7 protein-coding genes and 1 tRNA gene are annotated in these 14,095 nt (G+C 65.4%); 3 read left to right on the top strand and 5 right to left on the bottom strand.

Features of this window, described 5'->3' with window-relative positions; genetic code table 11:
- Positions 1-7 precede the first annotated feature (7 nt).
- The 3 genes from CCR79_RS01440 to CCR79_RS01430 all read left to right on the top strand — a co-directional run bounded on the left by CCR79_RS01440 (position 8) and on the right by CCR79_RS01430 (position 1,775).
- Positions 8-343: an ATP-binding protein gene (locus CCR79_RS01440; protein ID WP_201167922.1), complete on the top strand. Its 336-nt coding sequence runs from the start codon at positions 8-10 to the stop codon at positions 341-343.
- 69 nt (positions 344-412) lie between these two features.
- Positions 413-502: transfer RNA gene (locus CCR79_RS01435), tRNA-Ser, on the top strand.
- Between the two features lie 436 nt (positions 503-938).
- A complete protein-coding gene (locus CCR79_RS01430; RefSeq protein ID WP_201167920.1) occupies positions 939-1,775 on the top strand; it encodes an aldo/keto reductase in 837 nt (278 codons plus the stop codon).
- 98 nt (positions 1,776-1,873) lie between these two features.
- On the opposite strand, the gene CCR79_RS01425 is transcribed toward CCR79_RS01430, so the two are convergent.
- The 5 genes from CCR79_RS01425 to CCR79_RS01405 all read right to left on the bottom strand — a co-directional run bounded on the left by CCR79_RS01425 (position 1,874) and on the right by CCR79_RS01405 (position 13,980).
- Positions 1,874-3,811, bottom strand: a complete 1,938-nt coding sequence (locus CCR79_RS01425) for an ATP-binding protein (RefSeq protein ID WP_201167915.1) — start codon at positions 3,809-3,811, stop codon at positions 1,874-1,876.
- The gene (locus CCR79_RS01420) at positions 3,789-7,739 is read right to left on the bottom strand and encodes a PAS domain S-box protein (protein ID WP_201167912.1); all 3,951 of its coding nucleotides are present in this window, start codon (positions 7,737-7,739) and stop codon (positions 3,789-3,791) included. Before CCR79_RS01420 ends, CCR79_RS01425 begins: the two co-directional genes overlap by 23 nt.
- The gene (locus CCR79_RS01415) at positions 7,736-12,394 is read right to left on the bottom strand and encodes a PAS domain-containing protein (RefSeq protein WP_201167909.1); all 4,659 of its coding nucleotides are present in this window, start codon (positions 12,392-12,394) and stop codon (positions 7,736-7,738) included. The genes CCR79_RS01420 and CCR79_RS01415 overlap by 4 nt, the downstream gene beginning before the upstream one ends.
- Before the next feature lie 109 nt (positions 12,395-12,503).
- The gene (locus CCR79_RS01410; RefSeq protein WP_201167906.1) at positions 12,504-13,313 is read right to left on the bottom strand and encodes an ABC transporter ATP-binding protein; all 810 of its coding nucleotides are present in this window, start codon (positions 13,311-13,313) and stop codon (positions 12,504-12,506) included.
- Positions 13,306-13,980, bottom strand: a complete 675-nt coding sequence (locus tag CCR79_RS01405) for an ABC transporter permease subunit (protein WP_201167903.1) — start codon at positions 13,978-13,980, stop codon at positions 13,306-13,308. Before CCR79_RS01405 ends, CCR79_RS01410 begins: the two co-directional genes overlap by 8 nt.
- Positions 13,981-14,095 lie beyond the last annotated feature (115 nt).

Here is a 14,095-nt window from a genome sequence, read left to right as displayed (position 1 = left end):
GCTGGGCTTGGGTGAGGAGGCGTCCGGGGCGGTGGAGCAGGCCCTGTGCGAGGCGGTCAACAACGCCATCATCCACGCCCACGGCCAACGAGCAGGCTACACCGTGCGCATCACCGTCCGGCAAGACGACGACTGGCTGATCGTCCGGATCCACGATGAGGGCGAGGCAACAGGCCCGGACTTGCCCCCGGTGGAGGCGTCCGGCGGCACGGTGGATCTGGACGAGGGCGGCCGCGGGCTGCGGATCATCCAGGCCCTGATGTGGCAGGTCTGTTACCTGCGGCGCCCGGAGGGCAACACGCTTGAGATGCGATACCCGCTGCCGGGCGGTACCGAGGACTGACCCGGGCGGCGTTCGCCGGTATCCCGGGTGGCCCGCAGTGGCGCCTGTGCGCTACCATCCTGTTCCATAGGAGAGGTGGCTGAGCGGTCGAAAGCACCCGACTTGAAATCGGGTGAGGGCATGCGCCCTCCGGGGGTTCGAATCCCTCCCTCTCCGCCAGCGCATTTCAAGTCGCCAGTTTGCCAGGTCGGCGATTTCCACCAGATCGAACGTGCACTCAAGTCCTTTCCTGGAGAGCCTAACGGACTACAAAACCCTGCGGGATAACGGGTTAAAGGGCGCGTCGCATTGGTGGAATGGCGCTGGCCCGGTCGTCCACTGAATCTTCGCCCGCTCGAAGGGATGCGGGGTTGACATTCCCGCCCGACGCAGAACCAGCGTGGTTATTTCTGCACAGGCGATGCGAGAACCCCGCGTAAGCCGCTGACATCTGGAGGCGTGTTCGCAAGGTGCTGATTTGTGGTTGGTTTGTAGCTGGACAGTCTTTGTCCAATAGACCTCGAAGGCCTTCGCGAAGCGGGTTCAGCTGACTTTCTCCACACGGTTTTCCACAGGTTCTGTGGAATCCTGGCCGACCCAGGGGCAAGGAGGTGAGATGCAGCGCCATGTCGTTTTACCCGACGGAGAGCGGGTTCCGGCCCTCGGCCAGGGGACCTGGCGCATGGGTGAGCGCCCAAGCGAGCGCGCGGCCGAGGTCGCGGCGCTGCAGGCCGGGCTGGATGCCGGGCTGACCCTGATCGATACCGCTGAGATGTATGGCGACGGCGGTGCCGAGCGGGTGGTGGGCGAGGCCCTGGCCGGGCGGCGGGATCAGGCCTTCATCGTCAGCAAGGTCTTCCCGTGGAATGCAAGCCGCAAGGGCGTGGTCCGCTCGTGTCAGCAGAGTCTCGAGCGTCTGGGCACGGATCGGATCGATCTCTACCTGCTGCACTGGCGCGGCGGCGCCTCGTTGGGGGAGGCGGTGGCCGGATTCCAGGATTTGCAGCGCGCGGGCTGCATTCGCCACTGGGGCGTGAGCAACCTCGATGCGACTGACCTGCAGGAACTCTGGGGGGTGCCCGGCGGGGGCGCGGTCGCCGCGAATCAGCTGCTCTATCACCTTGGCGAGCGGGGTATCGACTGGGACACGCTGCCGTGGTTGCGCCAACGCGGCATCCCGGTCATGGCTTACTGCCCGCTCGGGCAGGGCGGGCTGCTGAACGACTGGCGTCTCGTGGGCTTTGCGGAGCGTCACGGCATCACGGCGGCCCAGGCGGCGCTGGCCTGGTTGCTGGATCAGGGCGACGTGATCGCCATCCCGAAGACGCGAACGCCGGAGCGTGTTCTCGAAAACCGCGCCGCGCTCGAGATCACCCTGACCGAGGCGCAGCATACGGAACTCGAAGAACTCTTCCCGCCGCCGGACGGCCCCCGGCCGCTGGCCATCGTTTGATGGGGCCTGAGGCGCCGTATTTTTACCGGTTTTGCTTTGTTACCCCGTAGGGCGGGCCCGCCTTCCGAGGGTGGGTCAACTCTGTTGGCCAGCTGGGGTCAGCCTACGGGGCCGCTAACAATCCTGGCCAGCAAGAGCCAGAGTTCCTTGCGCTCGAGCGGTTTGTTCAGATAGGCATCGCAGCCGAGGCCGAAGCACTCCTGTTGGAAGTGCTCCAGGGCATGGGCGGTGATCAGGGCGATGGGCGTGCGCGCCAGGGCGTGTTCCGCCTCTTGTGAACGGATTATGCGCAGTGCCTCACGGCCATCCAGCTCGGGCATTTGAAGGTCGAGCAGGACGAGGTCGGGGCTCGCTTGCTGCCAGTGCTCGATGGCCTCGCGGCCATTTTGCACGCAGGTGATCTGTGCGCAGCCAGCCTGTTCGAGCAGGTTGTTCACGAGTAGTGCGTTGGTCGGCTCATCTTCGGCGACGAGAACGCGCAGCCCAGTCCCCACCGGCGCGCTTGTATCAACTTCGGCCTCTTCGGGGGTGTATAGCAACGGGGTGGCGGAGGTGGCTGGTGGCATCGCCACCGTGAAGCGGAACCTCGTTCCGTGGCTGGGCTGGCTCTCGACCGAGATGCGCCCACCCATCAGCTCCACCAGCTCTTTGCAGACCTTCAGCCCCAGGCCGCTGCCTTCCTTGCGGGCGAGCGCAGGACCAGCCTGCCGGAACGCCTCGAAGATGTGCGGCTGGTCTTCCTCCGGGATGCCGGCTCCGGTGTCCGTGACGGTGAAGGCGAGTTCATGCTCGGATGAACCGCGCTCTACGTGAACGCGGATATGGCCCGATTCGGTGAAGCGCAGCGCGTTGCTGACCAGGTTGTAGAGCACCTGACCGAGGCGCACCGGATCGCCATGGACCCGGAATGGGGCTTCGGTGCCTGAAGACCACTCCAGGTGCAGGCCCTTCTGCTCGGCCAGCGGCACGAGAAGCCCCAGCTGGGTATCCATGAACGCGCGCAGATCGAAATCCTCCTCGCTCAGCTGAACTCGGCCGGCTTCCAGCCGCGAGAGCTCCAGGACGGTGTCGATGAGCCCGAGCAGGGTATGGCTTCCGGCTTGGCAAAGCTCCACATGGTGATGCTGCCGCGGGTCCAGCTCGGAGTGCGCCAACTGATCCAAGAATCCCGTGATGGCATTGAGCGGCGTGCGCAGGTCGTGGCTGACCGCGGCGAGGAACATCCTTTGGTCCTCCAGCGTACGTTGGCGCTCCTCTTCCAGGGCTCGACGCTCACTGATATCGCGCAGGATCCCCGCCGCGTGCCAGCGCCCGGCAATCTGTACGGGTGCCAGGGTCAGCTCCAGGGCGATCTCGTGTCCGTCGCGGTGGATGGCCACGACTTCGGTCTGTTGGCCCACGCGGGTTTTGCCGCCGGACTCCCGGAAGTGGCGCATGCCTGCCTGCATCGCCTCCCGGTGGCGCTCGGGGACGAAACGGTCATGGAAGGGGGCACCTGCAAGTTGGTTGGCGCGATAACCGAGTAGTCGCTCGAAGGCCGGGTTGCAGTACACCAGCCGGTCCTCGGCATCGATCAGAACAATGGCATCGCGCGCGGCGGTGGTGATCGCCTGGAATTTGGCTTCGGCGGCGTGGTGGGCTTGTTCGAGATAGCGCCTGTCGGTGATGTCCTCGAGGATATGGACCGAGCTGCGGTAGGCCCCCTGTTCATCCAGAACCACATACGAGCGTGAGTGAAAGACTCGGCCGTCAGGCAGTTCGATTTCTTCGGAGGTCTCGGAGCAGCCGGTCTCGGAAGGACCGGCGTCGCCGGCGGATACTTTGGCCATGGCCGACTGGCATCCGGGCAGGGGGCCCTCGCCGCGGGGGAAGAAGTGCCAGTAGGGCTGGCCGGTCACCTGATCGAGCGTGGCGCCGGCCTGCTCCAGGTAGGCGCGATTCGCGCGCAGGATGCGATAGTCCTGGTCGTGGAGGAAGATCGGATGCCCCATGGCATCCATGGCATCGTTCCAGCTAGGGATGGGGTGCGCTTCCACGGGTGGGCTCTCCGGTGGTGGTGCCGGTCTCGGGCTCCTTCCGCAGCGCCAGCGATTCGATCCATTGCCGCAGCTCCGTGCGATCCAGCGGCTTGCCCAAGAACGCATCGAAGAGCGCGGACTCCAGGACCGCTTCCACTTCGTTGCGGGCATAGGCGGTGTAAAGGGCGATGGGTACCCGGGGGTAGCCCTCGGCCTGTTCCTCGGCCCGGATGTGTTCGGCCAGCTTGTCGCCATCGAGTCCGGGCATGTGGCGGTCGAGCACCAGGGCATCGAAAGTCCTTGTTTGCCAGGCCGCCAGAGCGCCGGCGCCGTCCTCGGCCGTGGTGACCGTGCAGCCGAGTTGCTCGAGGAGGGTCCGGGCTAGGAAGACGTTGACCGTCTGGTCATCGGCCACCAGTACACGCAGCGGGTCCGCCTGCGTATCCCCGCCAGAGGGCCGGGTGGTGGCGCTCAGGCCAGCGGCGGTGGCGCGGTCTGTCCCCGGTGCCGCTACGGGTGGCAACGGGAGCGTCACGGTGAACGTGGAGCCTACCCCCGGCGTGCTCTCGAGCGAGATCTCTCCGCCGAAAAGCTCGGTGAGTTCGCGCACGATGGCCAGGCCCAGGCCGTGGCCGCTGCGCGAGCCGCGATAGCCGGCGCGATCGAAGGCCGCGAAGATGTGCGCCTGCTGGTTTGGGGGAATCCCCGCCCCGGTATCGCGCACGCGGAAGCTGATCCGTTCATCGGGCTCTGTGCATACCGTTAGATCGATATGGCCTTCGTTGGTGTACTTGATGGCGTTGCTGAGCAGGTTCGACAGGATCTGGCCCATCCGGGTGGCATCGGCGTTCACCCAGTGCGTCACGCCGGGGTCGATGCTGCAAGAGAACGCCAGGCCGTGTTCTTGGGCCAGGGCGGTGTAGACGGTGCACTGGCCCTCGATCGCCGAGTGCAGGTCGAAGGGGGTCGGGCGCAGTTCCAGCCGCCCGGCCTGCAGTCGGCTGAGATCGAGCAGCGAATCGATCAGTTCCAGCAGACGACCACTGGCACGGCGGCACTGTTGCACGTAGACCTGACGCTGCTCTTCTTCCAGGTCCGGCTCGGCGAGCAGTTCCACAAAACCGGTCAGAGCGTTGAGGGGCGAGCGCAGATCGTGGCTGACCGCGTTGAGGAAAGTCGTCTTGGCCTCCACGGCCTCGGCCAGCTCCCGCTCCGCACGCGTCTGGTGGCTGATGTCGAAGCTAACGCCCAGTGTCGCCACCAGCTCTCCGCGCTGATCGGTAATGGGGTGGACGGTGAACAGCGCCGGGAACGTGCTGCCATCCCGGCGGCGCAGCTCGGTCTCTAGGCGGATCGGTTGGTGCTCGCGGAACAGCTGATCCACATATTGGGGCAGCCGCTCCATGTCCGCTTCGGTATGCAGCAGGCTGACGTGTTGGCCGAGCAGCTCCTCGCGGTCGTATCCGAACAGCGCCTCAGCGCCGGTGCTGGCCTCGAGGATGACGGAATTCAGGTCGGTCTTGATCAGGCTGACCGAGCTGGCCGCCTCGATGATCGCCTCGAGCTCCTGCTGCCGCTGTTGAAGCTGCTCGCGCAGCTGCTGCTCGGCCTGCTCGGCGCGGCGGCGCGCGGTGATGTCCACGCCCACCGACTGGACGTGGCTCAGTGTGCCGTGCTCATCGAAGAATGCGCGGTTGGTCCAGAGGGTCCAGTGGGTCTGGCCGTCCGCGCCGGGAATGCTGTTCTCGAAGTGGCCTACCGGCTCCTGAGGAGTCAGCCTCGCCAGGTGCGCTCGTGCCTCATCGCGCTCATCGGCGGGCAGGAAGTCGATCCAGCGTTGCCCGATCAGCTGATCCGGTTCGGTCTGCACATGCGCTGCCAGGGCGGGGTTGGCATAGGTGATGGTGGTATCGGGCAGGAAGCGCTCAATCATCAGCGGCTGGTTCTCGACAAGGTCCCGGTAATGGGCCTCCCGCTCGGCGAGCTCGTGCTGAAGGGTCCGTTGCTCGGTGACGTCCTGGGCCGTCCCGCGCAGGATTTGCGGATTCCCGGCTGCGTCAAACTCCGCATAGCCGCGTGCCTGCACAATCCGCTGACTGCCGTCCGGGGTTGTCAGGCGGTGCTCGATCTCGTAAGGCTCTCCCTGGTTCAGGGTGCGGTCGATGGCCTGATGGAGGGCCGGGTGATCCTTGGCCGGCACTCTGGAGAGAAAACTCTCCCAGTCCATGGGCTCCTGCGTCGGCTCCAGGCCGAGGAGGCGGTACATCTCGTTCGACCAGTGAACTGTTCCGCAAGGGATGTCGTAAAGCCAGTGCCCGAGCCGGGCAATGCGCTTGGCCTCGGTCAGTTCCAGCTCGCTGCGGCGCAGTGCGAACTCGGTCTCCTTGAGGGTCTGGACATCGACATGGGTACCCACCATGTAGCTCGGCGAGCCGTCGGCGCCGCGGCGCAGGGTCTGCCCCCGTCCCTGCACCCAGAGCCAGCCGCCATCGGCGCAGCGGTAGCGGAGTTCGACCGTGAAGGGCCGGCCTTCGTCGAGGTGGCCTTCGATCACCGGCTGGATGCGTTCAAGATCCTCGGGATGGATCATCGCCTGCCAGTCGGCGAAGGTCAGGGCGCCCTGCTGATGGGGATCATAGCCGAGCATGCGCCAGCAGGCCTCATCCCAGTACACCTGATCCGCCGCCAGGTCCCAGTCCCAGACCCCGAAGCCGGCGGCCTCCTGGGCCATGCGCAGACGCTGCTCATGGGCAAATTGAGTCGATAGATCGATACAGGCACCGATCTTTCCCACGACTTCGCCACGCTCATTGAGCAGCGGCGCGGCGCTCACTTGCGCCTGGAAACGCTCCCCGCTACCCCGAATCAGCTCGCACTCCGTGGTGTAGCCTTCGCCGGTTTCCTGCATGCGGGCGATCCCCTCACGGATCTGCGCATATTCGTCAGGGTCGTGCAGTATACAGATGTCGCTGCCGACCAGCTGTGCGCGTGTGTACCCAAACATGCGCTCGGCACTGTGGTTGGCCTCGCGCACTGTGCCCTCCAAGTCAACCTCGGTCAGGGCCACATCAGGTACCGCCCGAAGGATGGCCTCGATTCGTTGCCGGCCCGCCTCGCTGCGCTCCAGCGCCTGGCGCTGCTCGGTGATGTCCTGAATGGTCCCCTGAATGATTTGCTGGCCGTGCTCACCCTGCCAGCGCTGGGCGATCTCGCGGACCCAAAGCGTGCGCCCCCCGGGGTGGACGATGCGGTACTCGCCCTCGCAGGAGAGCAGGGAGGGATTGTTCTCGAACTGGAATTCGGCGACCTGGTCTCGATACCCCTCGGGGACCCGGGCGATGAACGACTCCCAGTCCGGTGGCGGCCCCTCCGGGTCGAAGCCGCAAAGCTGATAGGTCATCGAAGACCAGATCAGCTTCCCGGTCTCCGGGTAGGCAACCCAGTGCCCGATCGCCCCCATCTGCTCGGTCCGCTCGGCGCGCTGCAGGGCCTGGTCCCGGGCCTGGCGTTGCGCCTCCAGCTCAGCAACCTGCTGCTCGAGCAGATCTGTCTTGTGTCGAAGGCGCATGTGGGTGTCCACCCGCGCGCGGACAATCGCCGGTGAAAACGGCTTGGTGATGTAGTCCACCGCGCCGAGACTCAGGCCGTATTCCTCATCACTGGCCGCATCACGTGCCGTGACGAAGATAATGTCGATGCCACTGGTTTGCGGATCCGCCTTGAGGCGGCGGCAAACCTCGTACCCATCGAGGCCCGGCATCTGGATGTCGAGGAGGATCAGATCCGGTTGGGGCCGGTGCGAAGCCTGCAGCATCACCAATGCCCTGTCGCCGGAGTTAGCGACCTGAACCCGGTAGTTGTCCTTGAGCAGATTGCCAAGCGCCTGGATGTTCGTGGGCTCATCATCGACCACCAGAACGCTCTGGTGTGGCGTATCGCTGCTCATGTTGCCCCTTCTTGGTTACCTGTCAGCAGCGAGTTGAGCCGCTGCAGCGCCTCATCGAGCTCGAACTGTTCCACGAGGGCCTCCAATGCATCGCAGTCGAGTCCCTGGCCGCGCAGGTAGGCCAGGGCCTCCTGGAACGTTTCCTCCTCGATGAGTTCGCTGGCCTCCAGTTTTTGCCGCAGGCACGTCACGGCCTCCGGCGACCCTTGCCGGGCTGGTTCCGGCTCGCTGTTGAGCCCGTTTAAGGCCTGACCGGCATCCTGCAAAGCCTGCTCAAGGGCTTCGACGCATTCCGCGGTGACCGCATGACCGGTTTTCAGGGCGTGATCGATTTGCTCCGCCTGCTGCTGCAGGTCCACGGCCCCGAGTGTTCCGGCCACGCCCTTGAGGGTGTGGGCGAGTCGGCTCGCCTGCGCGTTATCACCGGCGCGCAGATAGTCGATCAGCGCGGTGTAGTCCGTGGTCAGTTGGCCGCGGAACCTGCGCAGCTGCCGCAGGTAGAGGGTTTCATCGCCACCGAGCTGGCGAAGCCCGCGTTCGAGATCGAACCCGGGCGGTCCGGCTGGCAGAGTATGAGTTTCCCGGGCCGAAACATAATCTTCCGGGACCGCCGCCGCGGTGCGCTCGGCCCGCAGATGCTCGATCAGTGCGGCGTAGAGATCCGGGCTTTCGATCGGCTTGCCCAGGTGGCCATCGGCGCCGGCCTGCGCCGCGCGCTGACGATCCTCATCCATCACGGCCGCTGAGAGGGCGAGGATGGGGCGGTCGTAGCCTTCTTCGCGCAGTACCCGCATCGCCTCATAGCCGTCCATCACCGGCATCTGCAGGTCCATCAGCACCAGATCCGGCGGATTGGCGCGCACCGTCTCGACGGCCACGGTGCCGTTCTCCGCGGTCGCCACGGTAGCCCCGGTCTTCTCCAGCAGTTCCGTGGCCACCTCCCGGTTGGTCTCGTTGTCTTCAACGAGCAGCAGGCGGTGGCCGCGCAGATCCGGCGCGTGGTGGGATGTGCGCTCACCGCCTCTCGGGCCTTCCCCTCCCTCGGCGCGAGCGAGTGCATCAATCAGCACGCGGTGGCCGCGGGTATTCGGGCAGGCGATGGTCGCTTCGCGGTCTTCGCCGAGAGGCAGAGTGAGTGTGAAGGCAAACGTGCTGCCTTCCCCGGGGGCGGAGTCGACCGTGAGTTCACCGCCCATGGCTTCAACCAGCCGCCGGCTGATCACCAGTCCAAGGCCGGTGCCGCCATAACGCCGGGTGGTGGAGGTATCGGCCTGGCCGAAGGCCTGGAAGATCCGGGCGATTTGCGCCTCGCTCATGCCAATGCCGGTATCCCGCACGTAGAAACGCAGCGTGGTATGGCCTGAGGGAGCTGGTGCGATGCCCCGTATGCCGAGCTCCACGGTGCCGCCTCGCTCGGTGAACTTCGTGGCGTTGCCGAGCAGGTTGCTGAGCACCTGCGAAAGGCGCAGGGAGTCGCCGACCAGGGTCTGTGGCAGGGACGGTGGGATGTCGTAGAGCAGTTCCAGGCCGCCGGCGTGGGCCTTCTCGCCAAAAAGGGTCGCCATCTGCTCAACCACATCAAAGAGCTGGAACTCGCGGGCCTCCAGCTCCAGCTTGCCCGCCTCGATCTTGGAGAAGTCGAGGATGTCGTTGAGGATGCCGAGCAGCATCTTCGATGAGTGCTCGATCTTCCGCAGCTGGTCGCGCTGCTTGGCGCTCAATTCGGTTTGCGCAAGGAGTTGGCTGAGACCGATGACCGCATTCATCGGGGTGCGGATCTCGTGGCTCATGTTGGCCAGGAACTCGCTCTTGGCCCGGTTCGCGCGCTCGGCTTCCTGGCGCGCTCGTTCCAGGGCCTCCTGCTGTTGCCTGCGCTCGGTGATGTCGTCCTGGACACCGAAGTGGCCGGTGGCGCGGCCATGCTCATCGTAGAGGCAGGTATAGTCCCCGTGGATGATCACGGGTGTGCCATCCAGTCTCCGTTCATGCGTCACCGCGCGGGCCCGGCCTCGGTCGAAAACCTCCCGGAGCACGGCGCGACTGTGCTCGATCTGTTCGTCGGGGAAAAAGTCCCGGCAGGCATGGCCGATGAAATCCTCACGAGTAGCCCGATACTGATCGAGCATGGCCTGATTGATCTTGGTCATCCGCTGATTGGCCAGGACATGGTCAAGCAGCGACTCTTTCTCCGCCTCTGAAGCCGAGTGCCAGTCGATCGGCTCATCGAGCATCATGAAGAAAAAGCCAATGATCGACTGGTTGAAGAATTCCTCGAGCAGCGCCTTGCTCTCGGTCAGTTCCTGCTCGGCGCGGACTCGGTCGGTGATATCGTGCACATACCCGTGCCAGAGGGTGCTGCCGTCAGCCAGGCGCTGCGGCGTGGCGTGTCCCTCGAGCCAGACCGTGCCCTTTAAGGGGTGCTGGATCCGGTAGCTGTGGCGCCAGGGCGTCAGGGTCTGGGCCGATTGCTCAATGCTCCGGTAAACCTCTTCCCGGTCGGCTTCCCATACCACTTCGAAGAGGCGATCGGCGCGCTCCAGGGCCTCTTGAGGCGTGGTGCCGTAGATCTTCTCAATGCCCTCGTTGGCGTAGACGAAAGCCGAGCTTCCGTCAGGCCATAGGCGGTATTGATAGATGAATCCGGGTAGCTGCGCGGCGAGATTGGCCAGCTGCTCCCGCGCCCGCTCGGACTCCTGTTGAGCCTGCTTGATCTCGGTGCGGTCCTCGTAGACCGCAACCACTTCGCCGGAAGAGAGCCGGAAGATCCGGTTCTCGCGCCAGCCGGTGATCCGTTCGTCCTGGTAGGCGGCCAGCGGCAGCTCTTCGGGCACGCCGGTGTCAGCCACCCGCTGCAGCGCCGCGAGCAGGCCCATCTCCTCGACACCCGGGAAGCATTCGGCGAGCGTCCGGCCGATGAGTTCATCTCGGGATCTCTGTTCAATGCGCTCGGATGCCGGGTTGAGATCGATGAACTCGAAATCCCGTCCCTGATCCACCGGGCGATACACGGCCACGCCACTGCCGGTCTGCTCGAAGATCCCGGCGAAGCGTTCCTTGGCCGCCTGCAGGGCTTGCTCGGCGCGGTGCTGTTCGGTGATATCGAGCACGAATCCGTCCAGGTGGGCCACATCGCCCTGGGCATTGCGCACGGCAACCCCCCGCTCCTGGACCCAGCGTAGTGACCCGTCTCGGTGCCGAAGGCGGTATTGCACCTCCCAGGGACGGTTTTCGCCCACCGCCTCGGCGATGGCCTCATCGACCCCGGCCAAATCATCCGGGTGAATGAGCTGGGCATAGGAGACAGTGGCATTGTTGACCAGTTCGTCGCTGGCGTAGCCGGTCACCCGCTCGGCCGCCTGACTGACCAGAAGCATGGTCCAGTCATCGTCGTCGAGGCAGCGGAAGGTGATCCCCGGGACGTTATCCATCAACGAGGCGAGCTGGTTGTTGGCGTCCTCCAGCGCTTGTCGGGTCTGCTCGATGTCGGAGATATCCTGGATGATCGACCAGATGACCTCGCGCCCCTCCGGGGTGGTGGTCTTGAAGCCGTGGAGCAGGACCGGATAGCAGTGGCCGTCCTTGTGGATGTACTCCTTTTGGAACGGCCCGTAGCGTCCAGTGCGTTGCAGCGACTCGATCTGCTCGAGTTCCTGCGGTCGATACGCCTCCGGGGTCACGTCCCAGTAGCTCAGCGCCCGGAACTCCTCGCGGGTGTAGCCGGCGGGCTCGTTGATGGCGTCGTTGAAATCGAGGAACTCGCCGGTGTGGAAGTCGTTCATGGCGATACCAACCGGCGAGAGTTCGAAGAGCCCGCGGAACTTGGCCTCTGCCGCGGCGAGGTGGCGGAGGTTCTCTTCCTCCTCGGTTACATCCTGGTTGACGCCCACGACCCGCACCGGGGCGCCGGAGGCATCGCAGACCACCTGGGCAAGCCCGAGCAGGGTGCGGAATCGGCCGTCATCCGCGCGGCGGATGTCCATCCGGATATTGAATGGAGTGCGGGTGGCTACCGCCTCGTTCAGCGCAGCCACCGCGCTATCGCGGGACCCGGGTAACAGGGCCTCGGCCCAGTCCTCGAATGAATGACCGAAAGTGGCCGGGTCCACACCGTAGAGGCGGAACATGCCCTCATCCCACTCGAGCCGTCCACTGGTCAGGTCGTAGTCCCAGATGCCGATGCTGGCGGCCGAGGTCGCCAGGTGCAGGCGCTGCGAGAGCTCCTCCTGAGTCCGTTCCGCGTCTTTTTCGGCGGTGACATCATGCTCAACGCCGAGCAAGTGGGTGGGTGTGCCCTCGGCATCGCATTCCACACGGCCCGTTGAGCGCAGATACCGGATCGCCCCATCCGCACGCCGGATGCGGTAGGTCAGATCCCAGGCGGTGTGGCGGTCAAAGGCCCCGCGAAAAGACGCCTCCACCCGTGCCCGGTCCTCTGGGTGGACGTGCTCGCGCCAGAGCGCCTCCGTCCACGGAACGGGACCAGTGGATGGATCTGTCCCCGGGTGCCCATACAGCGTAAGCAGTTGCTCGTCTGCCGTCACACGGCCTGACTCGAACTCCTGCCGCCAGAAGCCCGCCCCAAGACCTTCGCGCAGTAGACTGAGCTTGGTCTCCGCATCGGACGGCTTTTCTTCCGGCGCGCCTTGCTCGCCCAACCGTTCCACCTGGATCTCGACCCCGCCAAACTTTATTGATCAAGGCTACAGTACCCCATCCTACTCAATGACCACAAAAATTATCCTCCTTCCGCTGAGCGAGGGCCTGTCAGGCTGATTGGGGGTTATCCGGAGTTTCGGGCTCCTGCTGGCAGGCTGGTGTCGGATGCCCCCGTATGGCCGTAAGCACGCGCTCTTCCAGGTTGGCCAGCGCGCCGGGGCGCAGGTGTGCCCCTCTTTTTTGAACAGGGTGCTCGAGCTCGGCCCGGATCTGCCCCGGCGTGTCTCCGATCACCAGGATGCGGTGGCAAAGCTGGACGATTTCCCGTACGTCGTGGCTGACGAAGACCGCAGCTACGCCCGAGTCCACCACCCGCTCGCGAACCAGCTCGAGCAGTTCGGCTCGGTTGATGTAGTCCAAGCTGGCAAAAGGCTCGTCCATCAGCAGCAAGTCCGGATGAGCAGCCAGCGCACGGGCAATCCCCACCCGCTGGCGCATGCCGCCGGAGAGCTGCGCTGGGTATTGGCGGGCCGCCGCTTCCAGACCGACGCCGCGCAGCGCCTCCAGTGCGCGAGGCTTCTCCGTCCGGGGCAGCACCAGCTCGATATTGCCCTGTGCGGTTAGCCAAGGGAGGAGATGGGGTTCCTGGAAGACCATGCCCAGTCGACCGTAATGGCGCCGGATGGTGCCGGTGTCGGGTGTTTCGCGTCCGGCGATCAGGCGCAGCAGGGTGGATTTGCCGCAGCCACTGGCGCCGGTGACCCCGACGACCTCGCCGGGGGTCACGGCGAGGTCGACTGCCGATAGGCCCCCGCCGCCGGAGAAGATGCGGCTTGTGCCTTCCAGGGCGACGACGGGACCGCCGTGCCGGGTTGCCAGGGCTGGATCCGTGGGCCCTAGGTCGGTCTGGTTACGCATGTTGGAGCCTTCGTTCGATGAGTTGCCGGCCGGGATGAATCAGCAGGTACTCCAGCGCCAGTCCGAGGATGACGATCCACAGGACGTGGGCATAGACCGTCGTCACGGCGCCGTAGAGGTAGCTCCCCCAGAGCGATTGCCCCAGCCCCGCATCGCTTGCGAATGCCTCGGCCATGATCACTGCGCGCCAGCTGACCGATAGCGCCCCGGAGGCCGCGCCGGCCAGGGTCAGCGCCAGGTGGGGGAGCAGGATGCGGGTCAGGCGGGTGTACCAGTCGAGCTGGTACACATGGGCCATGTCCATGATGCCTCGGTCGATTTGCGCAATGCCGTGGCTGGTGGCCATGTAGATCAGAGGCAGCGCCATGCTTACGCCCACCAGCACCGGAGGGCCGGCGCCGATGCCGAGCCAGAGGACCGCAAGGACCAACCAGGCGATATGCGGGGCTGCCTCGATCAGGACGATGACCGGGTGCAGCGCCCGCTGCAGGGTTGGCCATCGTGCCGCCCACAGTCCGATGGTCACGCCGCCGAGCACTGAGAACAGGAAGCTGAGCACGACGTTGCGCAGCGTCACCGCGGTGCTCGCCCAGTGCTCGGTGGATTGAAGGAAGCCTCCGAGTTCAACGGCGACGGTTTGCGGATCCGGCAGGATGGAGTCCGGCACTTGCTCAGCGGTGACCAGCCACAGCGCTGCAACGCCGAGGAGTCCAGCCCAGGGTGGCCAGCTGGTCCAGAGGCGGCGCTACTGCGCATGCTCCGTAGCGAGCGGGTGGTGTGGA

This window comes from Halorhodospira halophila, from assembly GCF_016653405.1.
Lineage (GTDB): Bacteria > Pseudomonadota > Gammaproteobacteria > Nitrococcales > Halorhodospiraceae > Halorhodospira > Halorhodospira halophila_A.
This window is presented reverse-complemented; position numbering and strand designations above follow the sequence as displayed.

Bases quoted from the DNA above. Each gene is read 5' to 3' on its own strand.
- CCR79_RS01430 (WP_201167920.1), top strand. From the start codon at position 939: ATGCAGCGCCATGTCGTTTTACCCGACGGAGAGCGGGTTCCGGCCCTC.
- CCR79_RS01420 (WP_201167912.1), bottom strand. From the start codon at position 7,739: ATGAGCAGCGATACGCCACACCAGAGCGTTCTGGTGGTCGATGATGAG.
- CCR79_RS01410 (WP_201167906.1), bottom strand. From the start codon at position 13,313: ATGCGTAACCAGACCGACCTAGGGCCCACGGATCCAGCCCTGGCAACC.